Raw genomic sequence first — 20,049 nt, 5'->3', positions numbered from 1 at the left:
GCCGGGTTCGAGCCCGGCGCCTGAGTAACACCCGAATTCCCAACCGAACCGCTCGAGACGGCCGGTGAGACTGCCCAGGTAAGTCCGTCGCCCTCGATCCCCTGAAGACCCCTCAGGCCGGCTGCCGGAGCACCGCCGAGGGATAGAGGAGAAAGTCGATGACCGACAACACCCGCGCCCCGCGCGACACCCGTGAATACCAGAAAGCCGATGCGGCCCACCACATCCATGCCTTCCTCGACCAGAAGGCGCTGAACGCCGAGGGCCCGCGCGTGATGGTGCGTGGCGAAGGCCTGCACCTCTGGGACAACGACGGCAACAAGTACATCGACGGCATGTCCGGCCTGTGGTGCACCAACCTGGGCTACGGCCGCAAGGACCTGACCGCCGCCGCCACCGCCCAGCTGGACGAGCTGCCGTACTACAACATGTTCTTCCACACCACCCACCCGGCGGTGATCGAACTCTCCGAGACGCTCTTCAGCCTGCTGCCCGACCACTACAGCCACGCGATCTACACCAACTCCGGCTCCGAGGCCAACGAGGTGCTGATCCGCACCGTGCGCCGCTTCTGGCAGATCGAAGGCAAGCCGCAGAAGAAGATCATGATCGGCCGCTGGAACGGCTACCACGGCTCCACCCTGGCGGCCACCGCGCTGGGTGGCATGAAGTTCATGCACGAGATGGGCGGCCTGATCCCGGACATCGCGCACATCGACGAACCCTACTTCTTCGCTGCCGGCGGTGACCTGACCCCGGCCGAGTTCGGCCGTCGCTGCGCGCTGCAGCTGGAAGAGAAGATTCTCGAGCTGGGCGCCGACAACGTCGCCGGCTTCATCGCCGAGCCGTTCCAGGGCGCCGGCGGCATGATCTTCCCGCCGGAAAGCTACTGGCCGGAAATCCAGCGCATCTGCCGCCAGTACGACGTGCTGCTGTGCGCCGACGAAGTGATCGGCGGCTTCGGCCGTACCGGCGAGTGGTTCGCCCACCAGCACTTCGGCTTCCAGCCCGATACCCTGTCCATCGCCAAGGGCCTGACCTCCGGCTACATCCCCATGGGCGGCCTGGTGCTGAGCAAGCGCATCGCCCAGGCGCTGGTGGAAGAGGGCGGCGTGTTCGCCCACGGCCTGACCTACTCCGGGCACCCGGTGGCCGCCGCCGTCGCCGTTGCCAACCTGCGCGCACTGCGTGACGAGGGCTGGGTGAATGCGGTGAAGAACGACACCGGCCCGTACCTGCAGCAGTGCCTGCGCGAAGTCTTCGGCAATCACCCGCTGGTGGGCGACATCCAGGGCACCGGCTTCGTCGCCGCGCTGCAGTTCGTCGAGGACAAGGCCACCCGCAAGCGCTTCGACAACGAGAACGACATCGCCTGGCGCTGCCGCACCATCGGCTTCGAGGAAGGCGTGATCATCCGTTCCACCCTCGGCCGCATGATCATGGCCCCGGCGCTGGTCGCCGGCCGTGCCGAGATCGACGAGCTGGTCGACAAGACCCGCCGCGCGGTGGATCGCACGGCCCAGGAAATCGGCGTGCTGTAAGCCGCCGGAGCCACCTGTAGGGCGCATAGCGCGCCAGCGTTATCCGCCGCCAAAGGAGCGGGCGGATAACCTGTTCCAGGTTATGCGCCCTACGGTTCAGCCCAATACCAACAACGCCGCGAGCGCAAAGACGCCCGCGCGATGGAACCCTTTTGCCCGGCTTCTGGCCGGGGGTACTGCCCAGCAACACAACAACGCCAATCCGGCTGTGGGAGTCGTTCCATGAAAGTGTCCTTGCTCACGCGCATCTCCATCACCTGTGCCCTTGCCGCTGCTGTCGGCAGCGTTCAGGCCCAGTCCCAAAGCATCACCGTCATCTCCTTCGGCGGCGCCACCAAGGCGGCCCAGGAGCAGGCCTACTTCAAGCCCTTCGAGGCCAGCGGCGCCGGCAAGATCGTCGCCGGCGAATACAACGGCGAGATGGCCAAGGTGAAGGCCATGGTCGACGTCGGCAAGGTCACCTGGGACGTGGTCGAGGTGGAAAGCCCCGAGCTGCTGCGCGGCTGCGAGGAAGGCCTGTTCGAACGCATCGACCCGGCGGCCATCGGCGACGAGAAGAACTTCGTCCCCGGCACCCTCAGCGAGTGCGGCGTGGCCACCTACGTCTGGTCCATGGTCATGGCCTACAACGGCGCCAAGGTCGCCAAGGCCCCGCAATCCTGGGCCGACTTCTGGAACACCGCCGAATACCCGGGCAAGCGCGGTCTGCGCAAGGGCGCCAAGTACACCCTGGAGATCGCCCTGCTGGCCGATGGTGTGAAACAGGAAGACCTCTACAAGGTGCTCGGCACGAAAGAGGGCGTCGACCGCGCCTTCGCCAAGCTCGACCAGCTCAAGGGCAACATCCAGTGGTGGGAAGCCGGTGCGCAACCGCCGCAGTGGCTGGCCGCCGGTGACGTGGTGATGAGTGCCGCCTACAACGGCCGCATTGCCGCCGCGCAGAAGGAAGGCGTGAAGCTCGGCATCGTCTGGCCGGGCAGCCTGTATGACCCGGAATACTGGGCCGTGGTGAAAGGCACGCCGAACAAGGCGCTGGCCGAGAAGTTCATCGCCTTCGCCAGCCAGCCGCAAACCCAGAAGACCTTCTCCGAAAACATCCCCTACGGCCCGGTGCACAAGGGCACGCTGGACCTGTTGCCGGCGGACGTGCGCGACGCGCTGCCCACCGCGCCGGCCAACCTCGAAGGCGCCCGCTCGGTGGACGCGGCCTTCTGGGTCGACCACGGCGAAGAGCTGGAACAGCGCTTCAACGCCTGGGCCGCTCGCTGATTTGCCTTTCCTGATCCGCGCCCGGCGCTTGCGCCGGGCCTGCCTTGCCAACGACGCGTGAGAAACACAATGACAACGACGCAAAACCAGGCGACGACGCTGGAGCTGAGCACCATCCAGCCCATCGCCGCGCACGAACGACACGGCCGCGCCCGCGACCTCTTCACCATCTGGTTCGGCAGCAACATCATGCTGCTGACCGTGGTCACCGGCGCCCTGGCGGTCACCGTGTTCAAGCTGCCGTTCTTCGCCGCCGTGCTGGCGCTGGTGCTGGGCAACCTGGTGGGCGGCGTGTTCATGGCCCTGCACTCGGCCCAGGGCCCGCAGCTGGGCGTGCCGCAGATGGTGCAGACCCGCGGCCAGTTCGGCTCCTTTGGCTCGCTGCTGGTGGTCGCCCTGGTGGTGATCATGTACCTGGGCTTCTTCGCCTCCAACCTGGTGCTCGGCGGCCAGGCGCTGCATGCACGCTTCGAGGTGATCGGCACCAACACCGGCATCCTGCTGGTGGGCGCGATCAGCGTGATCGCCACGGTGTTCGGCTACCGCCTGATCCACGGCTACACCCGCGTGATGTCCTGGCTGTCCGGCGCGGTATTGCTGGTCAGCTTCGTCTGGCTGGTGTTCGTCCACGGCCTGCCGACGGACCTGCTGCAGCGCAACGAGAACAACATCCCCGGCTTCCTCGGCGCGCTGTCCATCGCCGCGCTGTGGCAATTAGCGTATGCGCCCTACGTTTCCGACTACTCGCGCTACATGCCGCAGGGTACCGGTTCGCGCACCGCGTTCTGGTCCAGCTACTGGGGCTGCTGCCTGGGCTCGATCCTGCCGATGCTGCTGGGCGTGCTGGTCGGCCTGTCGGTAGGCGAGGGCGACGTCATCGCCGGCCTGATCGAGATGACCGGCGGCTTCAGCGCCGTGATGGTCGCAGTGTTCTCCATCGGCATCGCCGCCACCAACTCGATGAACCTGTATTGCGGCACGCTCTCGGCCATCACTGTCGGCCAGACGCTGATCCCGGCCTGGTCGGCCAAGGCCGGCTGGCGCGCGGTGATTGCCCTGGCGCTGTTCGGCGGCTCGCTGACCATCGCCCTGCTCGGCCAGGACAACTTCATGGCCAACTACACCAACTTCATCCTGCTGCTGCTCTACGTGCTGGTGCCCTGGAGTGCGATCAACCTGGTCGACTACTACCTGATCGCCCACGGCGAGTACGACGTGCTGTCGTTCTTCCGTCGTGACGGCGGCATCTACGGCACCTTCAACTGGACCGCGGTGAACTGCTACATCCTCGGCATCCTGGTGCAGGTTCCGTTCATGTCCACCGCGCTCTACACCGGCGCTGCCGCACAAGCCATGAACGGTGCGGACATCTCCTGGGTCGTCGGCCTGGGCGTGGTCTCGCCGGTCTACTGGCTGTTCAGCCGCAAGCGCCAACGCGCCCTCGAGGCGGCCCGCGCATGAGCCGTCGTACCGGGTTCTTCTTCGACGAGCGCTGCTTCTGGCACGCAACCGGGCTGCACGCGCTGATCCTTCCCGTCGGTGGCTGGTTGCAGCCGCCGGTGGGCGGCGGCCACGCCGAATCGCCGGAGAGCAAGCGCCGGCTGAAAAGCCTGATGGACGTTTCCGGCCTGAGCAGCCAGCTGCACCTATCCAGCGCGCCGCTGGCCAGCGAGGAAGACCTGCTGCGCGTGCACCCGGCGAGCTACCTGGAGCGCTTCAAGGCCTACAGCGAAGTTGGCCACGGCGACATGGGCGAGGAGACCATGGTCAGCCATGGCACCTATGACATCGCCCGGCAATCCGCCGGCCTGACCATCGCTGCGGTGGATGCGGTGCTGCGCGGTGAGTTGGACAACGCCTACGCGCTGTCCCGCCCGCCGGGTCACCACTGCCTGCCCGATCGCGGCATGGGCTTCTGCTACCTGGCGAACATCGCCGTGGCGGTGGAGACGGCCAAGGCGCGCCACGGCATCCAGCGCGTGGCGGTGCTCGACTGGGACGTGCACCACGGCAACGGCACCGAGGCGATCTTCTACGGCCGTGACGACGTGCTGACCCTGTCGATCCACCAGGCCGACTGCTACCCCACGGGGACTGGTGCGGTGGACGATATTGGCGAAGGTGCGGGCAAGGGCTACAACCTCAACGTGCCGCTCTATCCGGGCAGCGGTGACGACGCCTATCGCGTGGCCATGGAAACCCTCATCGTGCCGGCGCTGGAACGCTTCCAGCCCGAGCTGATCGTGGTCGCCAGTGGCTTCGACGCCAACGGCGTGGACCCGCTGGCGCGGATGCTCGCCCACAGCGAAACCTTCCGCTTCATGACCGCTGCGGTGCGTGACGCTGCCGAGCGCCTGTGCGATGGCAAGCTGGTCGTGGTGCACGAAGGCGGCTACGCGGAAGCCTATGTGCCGTTCTGCGGTCATGCAGTGATCGAGGAAATGGTTGGCGTGCGCACCGAAGTGGTCGATCCCTTCCTGCCGATGCTCGAAGGCCAGCAGCCGGACGCGGACTTCCGCGCCTTCCAGCGCCAGGCGCTGGAGCGGATGGCGGCGAAGCTGCTGGGCTGATGTTGCTGGCATGGGGCCTGGCGACGTAACGGCGGATAACCGCTAGCGGTTATTCGCCCTACGCCAGGGGTTCGGCCCCACGTAGGGCAAATAACGCCCCAGGCGTTATCCGCCGCCGGTCCTGGTCGAACCTGGGCCCGCGTCCTACAACGTTTTCCTGCCCGAGCGGCTAGAGTGGGGATTCCATCCAAAACAACGGATCGCGTCCCCATGAAGTTGCTGCTCCTTCCCCTCGGCCTGCTGGCCTTCTCCTCCTTCGCCCAGGCCGCTGCCGACTGCGCCGACGCCCAGACCCAGGCGGATATCAACGCCTGCATCGGCTCCGCTTACAAAGCCAGCGACAAACGCCTCAACGACCTCTACGGACAGTACCGCCAGCGCCTGGATGCCGGGCAGAAGAAGGCCCTGACCGCCGCGCAGAAAGCCTGGCTGAACTACCGCGACCTGAGCTGCAAGTTCGAGACGTCCAGCGTCGAAGGCGGCTCCGGTTATCCGATGGCCTACAGCAATTGCCTGAAGGCCATGACCGATAACCGCATCAAGGAACTGCAGACGCTGTCCGACTGCCAGGAAGGCGACTTCAACTGTCCCGCTCCGAAGCGCTGAACTGCTTTGTAGGATGGCGTGGAGCGAAGCGATACCCATCAATTCTCGGCACCGCCAGCATGGGTATCGCTGCGCTCCACCCATCCTACGAGGGCCTTGCGGGCCCGGCTGTTGTGGGAGCGAGCTTGCTCGCGAACAGATTTCCCGGTTGCGTCGGCGTTGGGCGGGTTCGCGAGCAAGCTCGCTCCTACAGATCAGGCCCACCGCGATTCATTCGACGTGGTGCCGAGGCTCGCCATCGCGGACGGAGTCCGCTGCTGCGAGGGAGCGAGGCACAAAAAAAAGGGAGCCTTGCGGCTCCCCGGAGAGACGGCCGCGCTGGGGAGCACGGCCGGGAGCAGGTGCGCCGTCAGGCGGCGCGGAACAGGTTGTGCGGGTCGATGACGAATTTCTTCGGCACGCCGGCATCGAACTCGCCATAGCCCTTGGGTGCGTCGTCCAGGGTGATGACTTCCACCCCGACGATGTCGGCGATCTTGATGCGATCCCACATGATCGCCTGCATCAGCTGGCGGTTGTACTTCATCACCGGGGTCTGGCCGGTGTGGAAGCTGTGCGACTTGGCCCAGCCCAGGCCGAAGCGAATGCTCAGCGCACCGTGCTTGGCCGCGTCGTCCACCGCGCCCGGATCCTCGGTGACGTACAGGCCCGGAATACCGATCTTGCCGGCAACCCGAACCACGCCCATCAGCGAGTTCAGCACGGTCGCCGGAGCCTCGTGCTGCGAGCCCGAATGGCCATGGCCGCGGGCCTCGAAGCCCACCGCGTCGACTGCGCAGTCCACTTCCGGCTCGCCCAGCAGATCGGCGATCTGCTCGTGCAGCGGAGTGTCCTTGGACAGGTCGGCGATCTCGAAGCCCTGGGCCTTGGCGTGGGCCAGGCGGGTCGGGTTGACGTCACCGACGATCACCACGGCGGCGCCCAGCAGGCGCGCCGACGCAGCAGCGGCCAGGCCGACCGGACCGGCACCGGCGATGTAGACGGTGCTGCCCGGACCGACGCCGGCAGTCACCGCGCCGTGGTAGCCGGTGGGCAGGATGTCGGAGAGGCAGGTCAGGTCGCGGATCTTCTCCATCGCCGCGTCGCGGTTGGGCAGTTTCAGCAGGTTGAAGTCGGCGTAGGGCACCAGTACGTATTCCGCCTGGCCGCCGACCCAGCCGCCCATGTCGACGTAGCCGTAGGCACCGCCGGCACGGGCCGGGTTGACCGTCAGGCAGACGCCGGTGTGCTGCTCCTTGCAGGTTCGGCAGTGGCCGCAGGCGACGTTGAACGGCACCGAGACCAGGTCGCCGATCTTCATGGTTTCCACGCCACGGCCGATCTCGACGACTTCACCGGTGATCTCGTGGCCCAGCACCAGGCCTTCCGGCGCGGTGGTGCGGCCGCGGACCATGTGCTGGTCGGAGCCGCAGATGTTGGTGGAGACCACGCGCAGGATCACCCCGTGGTCGATCTGCTTGCCCTGCGGGTCCTGCATCTTCGGATAGGGGATGTTCTGGACCTCGACCTTTCCCGGGCCGAGATAAACCACACCACGATTGCCAGACATACGCATTCCTCATTGTGTTTGTGGGTACAAAGGCGGGCCTTGCGGCGCGCGGTTCTGCACTGGGATGTCGTGTGTTGCGCGACAGGGCCGGTAGGTACTGCTGGCAGCCGGCTGGGCTGTCGGTGTTGCTCGGTGCGTGGAAGTGGGCCTGAGAGCCCCTCTCCCCCAACCCTCTCCCATAGGGAGAGGGGGCTTGTTCGGTACGCTGGCTGGTCACCGGCTTCACCGGTGGCTCCAGAAGCGTAGGGCGGATGAGCTCCATCCATCCGCCGTTGCAGGCGTCATGGCGGATAACGCCGGTGGCGTTATGCGCCCTACGGGAGTGCCGCGGTTACAGCACCACTGTCCGGTTGGCGTTCAGGAAGACGCGTTTTTCGATGTGGTAGCCCACGGCTTTCGCGAGGGTCAGGCACTCCACGTCGCGGCCCTTGGCGATCAGGTCCTCGGGGTAGTGGGAGTGGTCCACGGGCTCGACGCCCTGGGCGATGATCGGCCCCTCGTCGAGGTCGTTGTTGATGTAGTGGGCGGTGGCGCCGACCAGCTTCACGCCCTTCTGGTAAGCCTGGTGATAAGGCTTGGCACCCTTGAAGCCGGGCAGCAGCGAGTGGTGGATGTTGATCGCCCAGCCGTCCAGGCGCCGGCACAGCTCGGGAGAGAGCACCTGCATATAGCGCGCGAGGATCACCAGTTCGGCGCCGGTGTCTTCGATCACCTGCCAGACCTTCGCCTCCTGCGCGCCCTTGTCGTTAGGGTCGAGGGCGAAGTGGTGGTAGGGGATGCCATGCCAACGCGCCAGCGGCTCCAGGTCCGGGTGGTTGGAGACCACCGCCGCCACGTCCATCGGCAACTGGCCGATGCGCTGGCGGTAGAGCAGGTCGTTCAGGCAGTGGTCGGCCTTGGAGACCATGATCACCACCTTGCTGCGATAGCCTGGCGGGGTCAGCTCGACATTCATCTGGAACGGCGAGACGCGATCGGCGAGGCCGGCGCGGAAGGCCGCTTCGTCGAAGCCGTCGCCGGCGCGGAATTCGATGCGGATGAAGAAGCGCTGGGCCAGGCGGTCGTCGAAGGAGTGGTGCTCGGTGACGTAGCAGCGCTGTTCGAACAGGTAGCGCGTGACCACGTCCACCGTGCCCAGCAGGCTCGGGCTGTCGGCGGTGAGGATCCAGGTATCGGGGGTGCGGCTCATGGTCTGGCTCCGAAGTTTTCCTCTGGGTGCAGAGGTTGGAGTGGGGTTTCCCTCACCCCGGCCCTCTCCCAGGGGGAGAGGGGGAAAAGCGCTTCTTACGCCGCTACCTGCAGGCCGTACTCGGCGCAGGCGTCCTGCAGCCACAGCCAGATGTAGTCGGAGAAGCTGCGGCGCACCACCAGTTCCCAGGTGTGTTCGCCGGTATGACGGATCACCAGCTGGGACTTGGCGAAGTTCGTGCCCACCGCCTTGCCCACCGGGAAGTTGCTCGGATGCACGTCGTAGCCGGTGGACTTCATCAGCACTTCGCGGACCTTGGCGCCCTCGAGCTCCAGCAGGGTCTGGCCGCCGCTGACGTTGATCACCGAGTAGTGCAGTTCTTCGCCCAGTGCTTCGCGCAGACGCTGTTCGACGGCGAACTCCTCGCCGCCGGGGACGATCAGCAGCCACTCGTCCGGGCCGAGCCACTGCAGCGAGGTTTCGCCCTTGGCCACCAGGCCCAGGGCCACCGGCAGCTCCAGGCCCAGGGCCTGGTGCACGCCGCCGGCGAAGGCCGGGTCGTGGGCGTCGCCGCGCAGGGTCAGGTGGCCGAGGAATTTCTTCTCGCGCAGGGTCACGCCGGCGTTGGCCACCTTGCGTGCGGCGAGCTTGTCCAGCTCGGCGTGGTGCAGGGGCGATTCGGCCTGGATGCCGTCGGCGGGGCGTTGCTGGTAGAGGTTGGCTTTGCTCATGTTCTGTTCACCTTGGGATTCTGGCGCTTTCCCTCTCCCCAACCCTCTCCCTGAAGGAAGAGGGGGCGGATCGGCTTTTGCTTGCAGCTTGTGGCTTGCCGCCTGAGGCTGCTTTCAATCAATCCACGTTCTGCCGTTCGCCTTTCGGGTCGTAGAACACCGAGCTGCAGATTTCCGCCTCGATCACCCGGCCATCCGCCAGCGGCGCATAGACCTTCTCGCCCAGGCGCTTGATGCCGCCCTTCACCACCGCCAGGGCGAAGCTGTAGCCCAGGCTGCTGCTCATGTAGCTGGAGGTGACGTGGCCGACCATGGTCGCCGGGACGCTGTGCTGCGGGGTGAACAGCAGTTGCGCGCCCTCGGGCAGCAGGTCCATCGGGTTGGTCGGCTTCAGGCCCACCAGCTGCTTGCGGTCTTCGCGCTGGCAGTCGGCGCGGTTCATGCCGCGCCAGCCGATCCACGAGAACGGTTTGGTACGACCGACCGCCCAACCCATGTTGAGGTCGTCCGGGGTGACCGAGGCATCGGTGTCCTGGCCGACGATGATGAAGCCCTTCTCGGCGCGCAGGACGTGCATGGTCTCGGTGCCGTACGGCGTCAGGTTGTACTTGGCGCCGGCGGCGATGATGGCCTCCAGCACACCCATGGCGTAGTTGGCCTGGATGTTCACCTCGTAGGACAGCTCGCCGGTGAAGGAGATGCGGAACACCCGCGCCGGCACGCCGGCGACCTTGCCTTCCTTCCAGGTCATGAAGGGGAAGGCGTCCTTGTCCAGATCGATGTCGGTGACCTCGGCCAGCAGCTTGCGGCTGTTGGGGCCGGACAGGGTCAGGGTGGCCCAGTGGTCGGTGACCGAGGTGAAGTACACCTTCAGCTCCGGCCATTCGGTCTGGTGGTACAGCTCCAGCCACTCCAGCACGCGCGCCGCGCCGCCGGTGGTGGTGGTCATGACGAAGTGGTTGTCCGCCAGGCACGCGGTCACGCCGTCGTCGAAGACCATGCCGTCTTCCTTGCACATCAGGCCGTAGCGGGCCTTGCCCACGTCCAGCTTGGTCCAGGCGTTGGTGTAGACGCGGTTGAGGAACTCGCGAGCGTCCGGGCCCTGGATGTCGATCTTGCCCAGGGTCGAGGCGTCCAGCAGACCGACCGACTCACGCACGGCGCGGCATTCGCGGGCCACGGCGGCGTGCATGTCTTCGCCACGCTTGGGGAAGTACCAGGGGCGCTTCCACTGGCCGACGTCCTCGAACTCGGCGCCATTCTTCACGTGCCAGGCGTGCAGGGCGGTGAAGCGCACCGGCTCGAACAGGTGGCCGCAGTGCCGGCCGGCGACGGCGCCGAAGGTCACTGGGGTGTAGTTGGGGCGGAACATGGTGGTGCCGGTGTCGGCGATGCTCTTGCCCTGGGCGCGGGCGGCGATGGCCAGGCCGTTGATGTTGCCCAGCTTGCCCTGGTCGGTACCGAAGCCCAGCGCGGTGTAGCGCTTGACGTGCTCGATGGACTCGAAGCCCTCGCGGCAGGCCAGTTCGATGGCGGCGGCGGTGACGTCGTTCTGGGTGTCGACGAACTGCTTGGGCGCGCGCGCCGTGGATTTCTCGTGGGGCACCTGGAACAGCGCGAGGGTGGCGTCCTCGGCGCGCTCGGCGACCACTGGCAGTTCACCGTCGACGGCCTTGAAGCCGCCGTCGACCGCCGCCTGGCTGCCGGCCTGGTAGCCGTCGGCCAGGGCATCGGCGAGGCGGAACACGCCGTTCACCGCGCCGGCACAGATACGCTTCTGGAAGGCCAGGCCGGGCACGAAGGCGAGGATGTCCTCGCGCCATTCCGGCTTGCCGCCCAGGTGCGAGGCCAGGTGCACCACCGGGCTGTAGCCGCCGGAGCTGGCGACCAGGTCGCAGTCCAGCCATTCGCCGGGCGCGTTGACGGTGTGGCGGAAGGTGTCGATGGACGCCACCTTGGCGCCGGTCACGCGTTTGCAGCCGCGTGCCTCGATCACTGCGCTGCCGGTGATGACCCGCATGCCGCGCTTGCGCGCTTCCTCGACCCATTCGCCGCGCGGATTGGGGCGGGCGTCGGCGATGGCGACCACCTGCAGACCGGCTTCCTGCCAGTCCAGGGCGACGCGGTAGGCGTAGTCGTTGTTGGTGGACAGCACCAGTTTCTTGCCCGGTGCCACGCCATAGCGGCGCACATAGGTAGAGACGGCGCCGGCGAGCATGTTGCCCGGCACGTCGTTGTTCGCGTACACCAGCGGGCGCTCGTGGGCGCCGGCAGCGAGCACCACGCGGTTGGCACGCACGCGGTGCACGCGCATGCGCACCTGGCCCAGCGGAGCGGTTTCGCCGATGTGATCGGTGCGGCGCTCATGGATGGTGAGGAAGTTGTGGTCGTGGTAGCCGTTGACCGTGGCGCGCGGCAGCAGGATCACGTCCGGGTTGCCTTCCAGCTCGGCGATGGCCTTGGCCACCCATTCCTCGGCCGGCTTGCCGTCGAGGGTTTCGCGGGTATCGAGCAGGCTGCCGCCGAACTCTTCCTGTTCGTCGGCGAGGATCACCCGCGCACCGCTGCGCGAGGCGGCCAGGGCGGCGGCGATACCGGCGGGGCCGGCGCCGACGATCAGCACGTCGGCGTGGTGGTTCATCCAGTCGTAGCTGTCCGGGTCCACTTCGGTGGGCGCGCGGCCAAGGCCCGCGGCCTTGCGGATGTACTTCTCGTAGGTCAGCCACATGGACTGCGGGTACATGAAGGTCTTGTAGTAGAAGCCGGGCGGCATCAGCTTGCCGCCGACCTTGCCGAAGATCCCCATGAGATCGTTCTGCACGTTCGGCCAGCCGTTGGTGGCGGTCGCTACCAGCCCGCTGTACAGCGCCTGCTGGGTGGCGCGCACGTTGGGCACCTGGGTGGATTCGCGCGAGCCGATCTGCAGGATGGCGTTGGGCTCTTCGGCGCCGGCGGCGACGATGCCGCGCGGGCGCGAGTACTTGAAGCTGCGACCGAGGATGTCGACGCCGTTGGCCAGCAGCGCAGCGGCCAGGGTGTCACCGGCGAAGCCCTGGTAGCTCTGGCCGTTGAAGCTGAAGGTCAGTGGCTTGTTGCGGTCGATGCGACCGCCACGGGACAGGCGATTGATCTGGCTCATTAGGCCTTCTCCACGGCGGGCTGGACGGCGGCTTGCTTTTCGGTGTCAGCATCGGCGGCGGTGACGCTGGGCTTTTCGCCGATCTTGTAGGTTTCGAGGATTTCGTAGGTCACCGTGTGGCGGGTGACGTTGAAGTACTGGCGGCAGCCGGCGGCGTGCACCCACAGTTCGTGGTGGATACCGCGCGGGTTGTCGCGGAAGAACAGGTAGTCGCCCCACTCGGCATCGGTGCAGGCGGCGGGGTCGAGCGGGCGCGGGATGTGCGCCTGGCCCTTGGCGTGGAATTCCTCTTCGGAACGCAGCTCGCCGCAATGGGGGCAGAAGATGTTCAGCATTTTTGTAGCCTCCCGAGTTTCTTTCCGAGTGGCGCGGGGTGTTGGCGTTTCGCCGAGCCACCCTCACCCGCCCTTCGGGCACCCTCTCCCAGGGGGAGAAGGTCATCAGTTGTCGCCCTACGGACGAATGTTCAATGAGCTACGGCCGCAGCGCCGTGTTCGTCGATCAGCGCGCCGGTGTGGAAGCGTTCGATGGAGAAGGGCGCGGCCAGCGGGTGCGGCTCGCCCTTGGCGAGGGTGGCGGCGAAGACGTTGCCCGAGCCGGGGGTGGCCTTGAAGCCGCCGGTGCCCCAGCCGCAGTTGAAGAACAGGTTCTTCACCGGGGTCTTGCCGATGATCGGGCAGGCGTCCGGGGTGGTGTCGACGATGCCGCCCCACTGGCGGTTCATGCGCACGCGGGAGAGCACCGGGAACATCTCGACGATGGCCTGCAGGGTGTGCTCGATCACCGGGTAGGAGCCGCGCTGGCCGTAGCCGTTGTAGCCGTCGATGCCGGCGCCGATGACCAGGTCGCCCTTGTCCGACTGGCTGATGTAGCCGTGCACGGCGTTGGACATGATCACGCTGTCGATGATCGGTTTCAGCGGCTCGGAAACCAGCGCCTGCAGCGGGTGGGATTCGATCGGCAGGCGGAAGCCGGCGAGCATCGCCATGTGTCCGGAGTTGCCGGCGGTGACCACGCCGACGCGCTTGGCGCCGATGAAGCCGCGATTGGTCTCGACGCCGATCACCGCGCCATCCTGCTTGCGGAAGCCGATCACTTCGGTCTGCTGGATCAGGTCCACGCCCAGGGCGTCGGCGGCACGGGCGAAGCCCCAGGCCACGGCGTCGTGACGGGCGACGCCGCCGCGACGTTGCACGGTGGAGCCCATGACCGGGTAGCGGGCGCTTTTGGTGCAGTTCAGGTAGGGAATCTCTTCGGCTACCTGCTGGGCGTTGAGCAGCTCGCCGTCCACGCCGTTGAGGCGGTTGGCACTGACGCGGCGTTCGCCGTCGCGCATGTCCTGCAGGGTGTGGCAGAGGTTGTAGACCCCGCGCTGGGAGAACATGACGTTGTAGTTCAGGTCCTGGGACAGGCCTTCCCACAGCTTCATCGCGTGTTCATAGAGCAGCGCCGACTCGTCCCACAGGTAGTTGGAACGCACGATGGTGGTGTTGCGCGCGGTGTTGCCGCCGCCCAGCCAGCCCTTCTCGATCACCGCGACGTTGGTGATGCCGTGCTCCTTGGCCAGGTAGTAGGCAGTGGCCAGGCCGTGCCCGCCGCCGCCGACGATGACCACGTCATACACCGGCTTGGGCGTGGGCGTGCGCCACATGCGCTGCCAGTTCTCGTGGTGGCTCAGGGAGTGCTTGAACAGGCCGAAGCCGGAGTAGCGTTGCATGGGGTGCTCCTGAAATCTCTAGTCGCCGTGCCGCCCCTGCAGGAGCGAGCTTGCTCGCGAATGGCCTCGCAGCGGGGCTGTTCGCGAGCGAGCTCGCTCCTACAGAAGAGCCTTGGGGAATCTCAACGGTAGACCGGGAAGTCCGCGCACAGCCCGGCGACCTGGGTCGCCACCTTGGCCTCGACGTCGGCGTCGCCCAGGTGGTCCAGCACGTCGCTGATCCAGCCGGCCAGCTCGCGGCACTGCTCTTCCTTCAGGCCACGGGTGGTGACGGCCGGCGTACCGATGCGGATGCCGGAGGTGACGAACGGGCTCTGCGGGTCGTTCGGCACGGCGTTCTTGTTCACCGTGATGCCGACGCGGCCGAGGGCGGCGTCGGCTTCCTTGCCGGTGAGACCCTGCTTCACCAGGCTGATCAGCATCAGGTGGTTGTCGGTGCCGCCGGACACCACGTCGTAGCCGCGCTCGATGAATACCTTGGCCATGGCCTGGGCGTTCCTGATCACCTGGGCCTGGTAGTCCTTGAAGCCTGGCTCCAGCGCCTCCTTGAAGCACACCGCCTTGGCGGCGATCACGTGCATCAGCGGGCCGCCCTGGGCGCCGGGGAAGACGGCGGAGTTGAGCTTCTTCTCGATCTCTTCGTTGGATTTCGCCAGGATCAGGCCGCCGCGCGGGCCGCGCAGGGTCTTGTGGGTGGTGGTGGTGACCACGTCGGCGTAGGGCAGCGGGTTCGGATACAGGCCGGCGGCGACCAGGCCGGCAACGTGGGCCATGTCGACGAACAGCAGCGCCCCGACCTTGTCGGCGATGGCGCGGAAGCGCGGGAAATCCAGCGTCTTGGAGTAAGCGGAGAAGCCGGCGACGATCATCTTCGGCTTGTGCTCCACGGCCAGGCGCTCGACTTCGTCGTAGTCGATCAGCCCGGTGTCGGTGTTGAGGCCGTACTGAACCGCGTTGTACAGCTTGCCGGAGGACGACACCTTGGCGCCGTGGGTCAGGTGGCCGCCGTGGGCCAGGCTCATGCCCAGGATGGTGTCGCCGGCGTTGATCAGCGCGAGGTATACGGCGGAGTTGGCCGAGGAACCGGAGTGCGGCTGCACGTTGGCGTAGTCGGCGCCGAACAGCTGCTTGGCGCGGTCGATGGCCAGCTGCTCGACCTTATCCACATGCTCGCAGCCACCGTAGTAGCGCTTGCCCGGATAGCCTTCGGCGTACTTGTTGGTCAGCCCGCTGCCCTGGGCCTGCATGACGCGCTTGCTGGTGTAGTTCTCCGAGGCGATCAGCTCGAGGTGGTCCTCCTGGCGGGCCTCCTCGGCATCCATCGCCGCGAGCAGTTCGTCGTCATAGCCCTGGATCTGGTCGTGCTTGCTGAACATCGCTGGTCTCCCTGCGGCGCCCGGAAGCGCCATGGCCGGTACGGGGCCGAGTGGCCCCCATGGCAGCGATGGTATGACTGGCCCTGCCGGACCAGATGCCTACGCACGCCGCGGCTAGGTGCGTTTGCGACATGCCGCGACAGGCGCAGAAGCGACCCGGTGCGTGGAATTGGCCCCTGTCCCAGGTCAGAATGCGACATCCCCGCGCCAGGACGGCGTGGCCTGTGGAGCCCAGGCGATGAATCGCTGCCTTCTATCCGTTTCGCTGTGTCTTGCCCTGCTGATCTCGACGCTATCGGCCTGGGGCATGTCGCGGTTGTTCGACGGCGACGCACAGGTGTGGCAACGCGGCGACACCCTGTGCTTCGGCGGCAAGGCGTTCAAGTCGCCCGGGATGTTCTTCAACCGCCTGCTGGACGTCGACCAGCGGCAGGTCGCCGTGAGTTACATCGAGGTCTATCGCGACCCCTACGAGACGTTGTGGGCGGCGGGCGCCGAAGACCCGACAGTCGGCGCGCCGCTGCGCAGCGACACCTGCTTCGCCTACGGACAGGCCATTCCCGGCTTCAAGCAAACGCGTCCCGCGCAATCGCTGGTTCCCGGGCTGTACCACGTCACGCTCAACGGCCGCGACAGTGCCGGCGATGGCGCGCGGGCGACGTTCATGCGGACCTTCTGCCTGGCGCCGCGCGGCGACCGGCTGGCAGTGGTCGACGCCATCTACGACAAGACCCTCGGTCGCTGGCGCTGCGATCCAGCGTAATGCAGCTGCCGATAGGAACCGCTCGGCCAAGGGACTAAACTGCGCCCCTCACGATATGCGAGGACGCCATGAACCGCTCCCTGACTCTGCTTTCCGCCCTGCTGCTCACCGCGACGCTGCAGGGCTGTGGTGACGACAGCAAACCTGCCAAGGCCGAAGCGCCCGCAGCCGCCGGCACCGCCGCAGCCACGCCGGCCGGCGACAGCTGCACCGGCCATGTACTGGAAAAGGCCCTGCCGCCGACCAAGGCCATCTACGGCTACCCCTACCTGTCCCGCGAGTGCGGCTACGACGACGCCACCATCGTCTATGGCAAGGCCGACGGCACCCAGCACCTGGTCGTGACCCTGACCGACACCGGCCTGCCGGCGCCGGGCGCCGACCAGCAGGGCGAGGCTGCCAAGCAGTATCTGGCCGCCCAGGCCAAGCTGCGCGACACCACCGCGAAGAACGTCTCGCTGCTCAACCAGGCGCGCCAGGCCGCGCTGCAGAACGGCACCGCCGCGCAGTTCGGCGGCGAGCAGTACCTGCCGCTGATCGACAGCACGCGCATGGGCGACCCGCTGGCGATCAGCGTGCCGGGCCCGGACGACAAGGCCGGCGAGTCCAGCCTGACCGGCCTGATCAAGGGCCGCTACGTGCTCAACATGACTTCGCCGGACAAGCCCAACGGCGGCACCGCCCAGTCCCTGCGCGAGCTGTTCGTGCCGATCTCCGAGCAGATGGCGCTGACCAAGCTGCCGTGACAGATAGAGAGATATCTGACATTTAGGCGTCCAAAGTTCTGATCCTCCACCTCTCCTATATCTGAGGAAAATCTCCGGCGTTGCTTATCACCCAACGTCAGGAAGAGGTGGAGGACCATGAATTTCAAAGCACGAGGCCTGCCGCTATTCCTGGCGGCACTGCTGTCGCTCTCCGCGCACGCGGTGCAGATGCCTGCGCAGCCGGTCCACGAAATCAAGGCTTACAGCGGTACCGATGGGGTCAAGGTCTGGCTCGAGCAGATCGGGCCGCGCCGGGCCAACATGTATCTGCTGCGCGTCGGCGGGGTCGATCACGCCTGGAACATGCGCATTCAGCGGATGGATGGGCTGAGCCTGCTAGACGAGTCGCTGTTCAAGCTGCATTCCCAGCGCGAGGAGCCGATTGCCCTGGTGCTGCGCGGCGACTGCGGCGAAGTCATGCTCCCCGGTGAGCGCGTTGGGCGCCGGGTCTGCTACGACCAGGCACTCTCGACGGCGCAGGACCCCGCTCAGTTCGTCTCGGCTTACCTGCAGCAACGCCGGTAGGCCTTGGCGGGCTGCACGAGGGACGGGGTTTTCGCTACGCTGCTGACTGACTTTATGCGCAGTGCCGAGGCAGCCCCATGACCGACAACACCCAACAGTTCGCCAGCGACAACTATTCCGGCATCTGCCCCGAAGCCTGGGCAGCCATGGCCGAGGCCAACCGTGGCCACGAACGCGCCTATGGCGACGACCAGTGGACCGCCCGTGCCTCCGACTACTTCCGCGAGCTGTTCGAGACCGACTGCGAAGTGTTTTTCGCCTTCAACGGCACCGCCGCCAACTCCCTGGCCCTGGCGGCGCTGTGCCAGAGCTACCACAGCGTGATCTGCGCCGAGACCGCCCACGTCGAGACCGACGAGTGCGGCGCGCCGGAGTTCTTCTCCAACGGCTCCAAGCTACTGCTGGCGCGCACAGACGCCCAGGGCAAGCTGACCCCGGAAGCGATCCGCGAGATCGCCCTGAAGCGCCAGGACATCCACTATCCCAAGCCGCGCGTGGTCACCATCACCCAGGCCACCGAGGTCGGCACCGTCTACCGCCCGGACGAGCTGCAGGCGCTCAGCGCCACCTGTCGCGAACTGGGCCTGCACCTGCACATGGACGGCGCGCGCTTCTCCAACGCCTGCGCCTTCCTCGGCGCGACGCCGGCCGAGCTGACCTGGAAGGCCGGCGTCGAGGTGCTGTGCTTCGGCGGTACCAAGAACGGCATGGCAGTGGGCGAGGCCATCCTGTTCTTCAACCGCGAGCTGGCCGAAGGCTTCGACTACCGCTGCAAGCAGGCTGGCCAACTGGCCTCGAAGATGCGCTTCCTCGCCGCGCCCTGGGTCGGTGTGCTGCAGGACGATGCCTGGATGCACTACGCCAGCCATGCCAACCGCTGTGCACAACTGCTCGCCGAGCGTGTCGCCGATGTGCCGGGGGTGCAACTGATGTTCCCGGTGGAAGCCAACGGCGTGTTCCTGCAGATGTCCGAACCCGCGCTGGAAGCCTTGCGCCAGCTCGGCTGGCGCTTCTACACCTTCATCGGCGCCGGCGGCGCGCGCTTCATGTGCTCGTGGGATACCGAGATCGAGCGGGTCGAGGAACTGGCTGCCGACATTCGCAAGGTCATGGCGGCCGGCTGAAACGCGCCTGAGTTGTCCCCAGGCGCTGGGGACGGTTGCACGGGCAACCTGTCGCCAACCTGTGGATGAATGATTGCAGGCCACGGGTGGCGTGGCTTGCACAGGTCAGGTCAATATTTGAGCGACGCACGCCTTATGGTAGGAGCGAGCTTGCTCGCGAACCTCTTCCGCCTGATTTCACAGGGTGAAGCGAGGCTACGGATGTTCGCGAGCAAGCTCGCTCCTACAAGGGGTCTTACTCCCCACAGCGATTGGCACAGGATGAGGCGGTGGTCTCAGCCGGCACGGATTGCCCCCTCTCCCTGAGGGAGAGGGCTAGGGGAGGCAATGGCTCGGGCCTCCCGGAGAACAAGCAGGGTTTCTATATCTTCACCGCCGTCCCGCTCACGCTGACCATCAGCATGCTGCCGTTCTGGCCCACCACCTCGTAATCCAGGTCGATGCCGACCACGGCGTTGGCGCCCAGCTCCTGCGCGCGCTCCTGCAACTCCTCGAAGGCGATCTCGCGCGCCCGCCCCAACTCCTTCTCGTACGCTCCGGAGCGGCCACCGATGATGTCGCGCAGGCCGGCGAACAGGTCGCGGAACACGTTGGCGCCGAGGATCGCCTCGCCGACCACGATGCCGCGGTATTCCTGGATGGTCTTGCCCTCGATGGTGGGTGTGGTGGTCAGGATCATGGGACTGGCTCCTCTGCTGGGGGAAATCCAGCATAGCCCCGCACCCCACGGAAGGCCGCGACGGCTGTGTTTCAGCGTTTGCCGAAGGTACCGGGGAAAGCTTGTGATAAAGCTGTGGACAACCTGGTGGAAAATGACGCTCCCATGGCACTTTCGTGAAGGCGGAAAAATCTCTGCGGATCTTTACCAAGTGCCCGCCATACGGGGCTTTCAGGCGGAATACTGAATGTCGAGGAGATCTCCACAGCTGCTGTGGAGGCACACTTGCCCAACCTGTGGAAAACCTGTTGGGAGGAGCCTGCGCAGCTGATGGCGCCTGGCTTGCCTGGATCTGGCTGTTTTCTGATCAAACCCTTCTTTTCAATCACTTGGGAGCCTGTGTATCGATTTTGGCAAAGGGTCTGTGCACGATCTTTCCTCCGCTATCCCCGGTTTGTGTTGACCCACTTGTGCGCCTCCTGTGGAAAACATCGTCCGTGCCACGCCTGCCGTGGGTTTCACGGC

The 20,049-nt window shown here is 66.4% G+C and carries 17 protein-coding genes and 1 pseudogene; 10 read left to right on the top strand and 8 right to left on the bottom strand.

Annotated elements, in window-relative coordinates; genetic code table 11:
* Positions 1–30 precede the first annotated feature (30 nt).
* The 6 genes and pseudogenes from L6D89_RS32890 to L6D89_RS29585 form a co-directional block, all read left to right on the top strand.
* Positions 31–146, top strand: a pseudogene (locus L6D89_RS32890) (hypothetical protein); the annotation flags it as partial.
* Between the two features lie 12 nt (positions 147–158).
* On the top strand, positions 159–1,541 hold the full coding sequence (locus L6D89_RS29605; RefSeq protein ID WP_236173720.1) for an aspartate aminotransferase family protein: 1,383 nt from the start codon (positions 159–161) through the stop codon (positions 1,539–1,541).
* Positions 1,542–1,763: 222 nt separating this feature from the next.
* Positions 1,764–2,810 (top strand): ABC transporter substrate-binding protein, encoded by a 1,047-nt coding sequence (locus tag L6D89_RS29600; protein ID WP_236202015.1) that lies wholly within the window; start codon positions 1,764–1,766, stop codon positions 2,808–2,810.
* 69 nt (positions 2,811–2,879) lie between these two features.
* Positions 2,880–4,271, top strand: a complete 1,392-nt coding sequence (locus L6D89_RS29595; protein WP_236202014.1) for a purine-cytosine permease family protein — start codon at positions 2,880–2,882, stop codon at positions 4,269–4,271.
* A complete protein-coding gene (locus tag L6D89_RS29590; protein WP_236202013.1) occupies positions 4,268–5,380 on the top strand; it encodes a class II histone deacetylase in 1,113 nt (370 codons plus the stop codon). Before L6D89_RS29595 ends, L6D89_RS29590 begins: the two co-directional genes overlap by 4 nt.
* Positions 5,381–5,590: 210 nt before the next feature.
* A complete protein-coding gene (locus L6D89_RS29585; RefSeq protein WP_236202012.1) occupies positions 5,591–5,986 on the top strand; it encodes a lysozyme inhibitor LprI family protein in 396 nt (131 codons plus the stop codon).
* A 349-nt stretch (positions 5,987–6,335) separates the two neighbouring features.
* Here L6D89_RS29585 and fdhA read toward each other — a convergent pair whose 3' ends face one another.
* The 7 genes from fdhA to glyA all read right to left on the bottom strand — a co-directional run bounded on the left by fdhA (position 6,336) and on the right by glyA (position 15,687).
* The gene (gene fdhA / locus L6D89_RS29580; RefSeq protein ID WP_054909647.1) at positions 6,336–7,535 is read right to left on the bottom strand and encodes a formaldehyde dehydrogenase, glutathione-independent; all 1,200 of its coding nucleotides are present in this window, start codon (positions 7,533–7,535) and stop codon (positions 6,336–6,338) included.
* A 331-nt stretch (positions 7,536–7,866) separates the two neighbouring features.
* Positions 7,867–8,724: a formyltetrahydrofolate deformylase gene (locus L6D89_RS29575; RefSeq protein WP_236173728.1), complete on the bottom strand. Its 858-nt coding sequence runs from the start codon at positions 8,722–8,724 to the stop codon at positions 7,867–7,869.
* A gap of 95 nt (positions 8,725–8,819) precedes the next feature.
* Positions 8,820–9,455 (bottom strand): sarcosine oxidase subunit gamma, encoded by a 636-nt coding sequence (locus L6D89_RS29570; RefSeq protein WP_037012695.1) that lies wholly within the window; start codon positions 9,453–9,455, stop codon positions 8,820–8,822.
* A gap of 118 nt (positions 9,456–9,573) precedes the next feature.
* On the bottom strand, positions 9,574–12,594 hold the full coding sequence (locus tag L6D89_RS29565; protein ID WP_236202011.1) for a sarcosine oxidase subunit alpha: 3,021 nt from the start codon (positions 12,592–12,594) through the stop codon (positions 9,574–9,576).
* Positions 12,594–12,929, bottom strand: a complete 336-nt coding sequence (locus L6D89_RS29560; RefSeq protein ID WP_236202010.1) for a sarcosine oxidase subunit delta — start codon at positions 12,927–12,929, stop codon at positions 12,594–12,596. Before L6D89_RS29560 ends, L6D89_RS29565 begins: the two co-directional genes overlap by 1 nt.
* Positions 12,930–13,060: 131 nt before the next feature.
* Positions 13,061–14,311 carry a sarcosine oxidase subunit beta gene (locus tag L6D89_RS29555; RefSeq protein WP_045214067.1) on the bottom strand — a complete coding sequence of 417 codons (1,251 nt, stop codon included), beginning with the start codon at positions 14,309–14,311 and terminating at the stop codon, positions 13,061–13,063.
* Positions 14,312–14,433: 122 nt separating this feature from the next.
* On the bottom strand, positions 14,434–15,687 hold the full coding sequence (gene glyA / locus L6D89_RS29550) for a serine hydroxymethyltransferase (protein ID WP_236173735.1): 1,254 nt from the start codon (positions 15,685–15,687) through the stop codon (positions 14,434–14,436).
* Between the two features lie 238 nt (positions 15,688–15,925).
* Between glyA and L6D89_RS29545 the strand changes: the two genes are divergently transcribed.
* The 4 genes from L6D89_RS29545 (at position 15,926) to L6D89_RS29530 (ending at position 18,866) form a co-directional block, all read left to right on the top strand.
* Positions 15,926–16,450: a hypothetical protein gene (locus L6D89_RS29545; RefSeq protein ID WP_236202009.1), complete on the top strand. Its 525-nt coding sequence runs from the start codon at positions 15,926–15,928 to the stop codon at positions 16,448–16,450.
* Between the two features lie 68 nt (positions 16,451–16,518).
* Positions 16,519–17,196 carry a hypothetical protein gene (locus L6D89_RS29540; RefSeq protein WP_236202008.1) on the top strand — a complete coding sequence of 226 codons (678 nt, stop codon included), beginning with the start codon at positions 16,519–16,521 and terminating at the stop codon, positions 17,194–17,196.
* Positions 17,197–17,313: 117 nt separating this feature from the next.
* Positions 17,314–17,742, top strand: a complete 429-nt coding sequence (locus L6D89_RS29535; RefSeq protein WP_236202007.1) for a hypothetical protein — start codon at positions 17,314–17,316, stop codon at positions 17,740–17,742.
* Between the two features lie 77 nt (positions 17,743–17,819).
* Positions 17,820–18,866, top strand: a complete 1,047-nt coding sequence (locus L6D89_RS29530) for a threonine aldolase family protein (RefSeq protein ID WP_236173740.1) — start codon at positions 17,820–17,822, stop codon at positions 18,864–18,866.
* Positions 18,867–19,227: 361 nt separating this feature from the next.
* Here the strand turns inward: L6D89_RS29530 and L6D89_RS29525 are convergent, their stop codons facing one another.
* Positions 19,228–19,545 carry a heavy metal-binding domain-containing protein gene (locus L6D89_RS29525; protein WP_226045662.1) on the bottom strand — a complete coding sequence of 106 codons (318 nt, stop codon included), beginning with the start codon at positions 19,543–19,545 and terminating at the stop codon, positions 19,228–19,230.
* Positions 19,546–20,049: the final 504 nt, after the last annotated feature.

Origin of the sequence: Pseudomonas pseudonitroreducens, from assembly GCF_021603645.1 — a bacterium.
In the GTDB taxonomy this organism is placed as follows: domain Bacteria; phylum Pseudomonadota; class Gammaproteobacteria; order Pseudomonadales; family Pseudomonadaceae; genus Pseudomonas; species Pseudomonas pseudonitroreducens.
This window is presented reverse-complemented; position numbering and strand designations above follow the sequence as displayed.